At 65.3% G+C, this 3,211-nt stretch carries 4 protein-coding genes; all 4 read left to right on the forward strand.

From position 1 onward, the window contains the following. Positions 1 to 912, forward strand: a 912-nt coding sequence (locus tag EN935_RS28340; protein ID WP_164771396.1) for an ATP-binding cassette domain-containing protein, incomplete at its 5' end; no start/stop codon positions are given. A 1-nt stretch (position 913) separates the two neighbouring features. Beyond that, complete coding sequence (locus EN935_RS28345; RefSeq protein ID WP_109664034.1) at positions 914 to 1,894, forward strand: ABC transporter permease; 981 nt, start codon at positions 914 to 916, stop codon at positions 1,892 to 1,894. 3 nt (positions 1,895 to 1,897) lie between these two features. Then, positions 1,898 to 2,845 carry an ABC transporter permease gene (locus EN935_RS28350; protein WP_109664038.1) on the forward strand — a complete coding sequence of 316 codons (948 nt, stop codon included), beginning with the start codon at positions 1,898 to 1,900 and terminating at the stop codon, positions 2,843 to 2,845. 137 nt (positions 2,846 to 2,982) lie between these two features. Next, positions 2,983 to 3,211, forward strand: a 229-nt coding sequence (locus EN935_RS28355) for an enoyl-CoA hydratase-related protein (RefSeq protein WP_164771397.1), incomplete at its 3' end; no start/stop codon positions are given.

Genomic DNA, 3,211 nt, shown 5'->3' on the forward strand with positions numbered 1-3,211 from the left:
CTGCTGGCCTTCGTACGCCGCTTCGTTGCCGGCGGCAAAAGCTGCATCCTGATCTCGCATGTGCTGGGCGAGGTGCTACGGAACGCCGACCGCATCGTGGTGATGCGCGACGGCAAAGTGGTTGTCGCTGACGCTGCCAGTGCCTTCGACCGCGACCGGCTGGTGACGGCGATGGGCGGAGCGGAAGCGCGCCAGAAGATCGCGGCGCAAATCGCTGCCGCCAAGCCCAGCGCCAGCCCGCTGCGGGTTCGGGCGCGACCTGCCGCGCAGAAGGACGGCACCGATCTCGTCGCCTGTGCCGGTGAGATCATCGGCCTCGCCGGGCTGGCGGGACATGGCCAGACCGACCTGCTGCTGGCGATCTTCGCTGCGGCATCGCGCGCCCGGACCGGCATCGAGGTGACAGCGCCTGTGGCGCTGGTCGCCGGCGACCGTCAGTCGGACGGCATTTTTCCGCAATGGTCGATCGCGCAGAATATCGGCATCCGCTCGCTGGCGCGCCTGCGCAACGGGCTGTTGATCTCGCCGCAGCGCGAGGCAGAGCTTGCTGCATTTTGGCAGAAGAAGATCGGCATCCGCACGCCTGACATGAACAACAACATCTTTTCGCTGTCGGGCGGCAACCAGCAGAAGGCGCTGTTTGCCCGCGCACTCGGCTCGGACGCACAGATCGTGCTGATGGACGATCCGATGCGCGGCGTTGATATCGGCACCAAGCTGGAGGTCTACGACCTCGTGCGCGAAGAGGCTGCCCGCGGCCGCACCTTCCTCTGGTACACCACGGAAACCGAAGAGCTCGACAATTGCGACCACATCTATGTCTTCAAGAACGGCCGCATCGTCGCCAATCTGCGCCGCGACGAGTTGACCGAAGAGAAGATCATCCAGTCCTCTTTCGGCGACGCGGCCTGAGATGACGGCCGCCAGCCTCGAAACCGTTGCCAAGACTTCCGCCGAGCGTGGCGCACTGGCCCGCGCCCGCCTGTTGCGCGGGCTGCTGCCGGCGCTGTCGTTGGCGCTGGTGCTGCTCGCCATCGCCTGGCTCAACCCGCGCGCCATCAGCTATTTCGGCTTCAGCCTGATGCTCAACCTGGCGATCCCGATCGCCCTAGCGACGATCGCGCAGATGTTCGTCATATCAGGCAACGAGCTCGACCTGTCGATAGGCACTTTCGTCGGCTTCGTCGGCTGCGTCACCGCGACCTGGCTGAAGGATGCGCCGCTCATCGGCGTCGTCATCCTGCTCGGGTCGATCGGCATCTATGCGCTGCTCGGCGCGCTGATCCATCTGCGCAACCTGCCTTCCATCGTGGTGACGCTGGGCATGAGTTTCGTCTGGCAGGGCCTCGCGATTCTCGTTTTGCCCAAACCGGGCGGCAAGGCGCCGGACTGGCTGCTTGGGCTGATGGCGTTCAAGCCGCCTTTCGTGCCGTTCCCGATCATTGCCGCGCTGCTCATCGGCCTCATCGTTCATTTCGGCCTGATGCGCACTTCCTACGGCGTGATCCTGCGCGGCTCGGGCGGCAATCCGGCAGCACTCGGCCGCGCCGGCTGGTCGCTGCTCAAGACCAAGATCGTGCTGTTCGCGCTCGCCGGCCTGTTTGGCGTGCTGTCCGGTATGGCGCTGATCGGCATCACCACTTCGGCCGATGCCAATATCGGCAATGGCTACACGCTGCTGGCGATCGCCGGCGTCATCCTTGGCGGCGGTGAGTTCGTCGGCGGCCGGGTGTCGCCGATCGGCGCGGTGATCGGCGCGCTGACGCTGGCGCTGGCCGCCTCGCCGCTGCTCACCTTCATGCACATTCCACCCGACTGGCAGGTCGCAGCCAACGGCGCCATCTTGATCATCGTGCTGGCGGCGCGGGTGCTGATCAGCCGTAGGGAGAGGTGAGCGATGACATCGGTGAAATCGCTGCTGACGAAACCCTGGATCTGGTCGTTCCTTGGTGCGCTTCTGGTGTGGCTGGCGACGATCGCCTTCACCGGCGGTTATGGCGCCGGCGGCATGGTGACCGCCGCCTTGTCGCTGGCGGTGTTCACGGTCATCGTCGGTGTCGGCCAGATGTTCGTCATCACGCTCGGACCGGGCAATGTCGACCTGTCGCTGCCGGCCAATATCGGCCTCGCCAGCGCGGTCGCCATGAAGGTGATGGACGGCAACGATTCCATGATCGCGCTTGGGCTGCTGGCGGCGCTTGCCTGCGGCGCTGCGGTCGGCGCCGTCAACTACCTGCTGATCTGGGCATTGCGCATTCCGCCGATCATCGCCACCTTGTCGGCCAGCTTCATCATCCAGTCGATCGACATCAGCTATGGCCGCGGGCTGCAGATCAAGCCGCCGCCGGGCTTCGCCGATTTCGCCAACTGGCAGGTGCTGGGCATTCCGGTGCTGGCGATCCTCACCGTGCTGTTCACCATCGGTGCCGCCATCGCCCTGCAGCGCATGATCTATGGCCGCTCGGTGCTGGCGATCGGCCAGAACATCCGCGCCGCGTGGCTGGCCGGCGTCAATGTCGGCCGCATCCGCTTCCTCACCTACACGCTGTCGGGCGCGCTTGGCGGCATCGACGGCGCGCTGCTCGCCGGCTATTTTCGCGGCGCCAATGTCGATATCGGCAATGAATATTTGCTGGCCTCGATCGCTGTCGTCGTCATCGGCGGCACGTCGGTCGCCGGCGGCAAGGCCAATGTGCCCGGCGTCTGGGGCGCGGCGCTGTTCCTGGTGCTGCTTTTGACCATGCTCAACACGTTTGGGGTGAGTGCCGGGGTGCGATTGCTGCTGACGGGGCTGATCATTGTCGGGGTGATCACGGCGGCGGGCGGGCAGAAGGCGCTGCGGTAATCTGCGCCTTCGTCGTCCCAGGCACTTTCAAGGCCTGTAATCATTGTGCCAGGCCGACATCCGGTTCCCTTCGACGTCATGGCGCTGTAAATCCCGTTCGCGCGGCCACGGCCGCTGAATAGTGCTGGGAGGTTTGCGTGTCCGATTTCCTCGGGATCCACCGCAACGGCGATGTCGCCGTCGTCACCATCGACAATCCGCCGGTCAACGCGTTGAGCTTTCATGTCCGCGAACCGCTGATGCAGGCGCTGGTTGAGCTGCGGGACGATGCGTCGGTCGCGGCCATCGTCATTGCTTGCGCCGGCCGGACTTTTGTCGCCGGCGCCGACATCACCGAATTCGGCAAGCCGATGCGGCAGCCCGAAC

Origin of the sequence: Mesorhizobium sp. M7D.F.Ca.US.004.03.1.1, assembly GCF_003998635.1 — a bacterium.
In the GTDB taxonomy this organism is placed as follows: domain Bacteria; phylum Pseudomonadota; class Alphaproteobacteria; order Rhizobiales; family Rhizobiaceae; genus Mesorhizobium; species Mesorhizobium loti.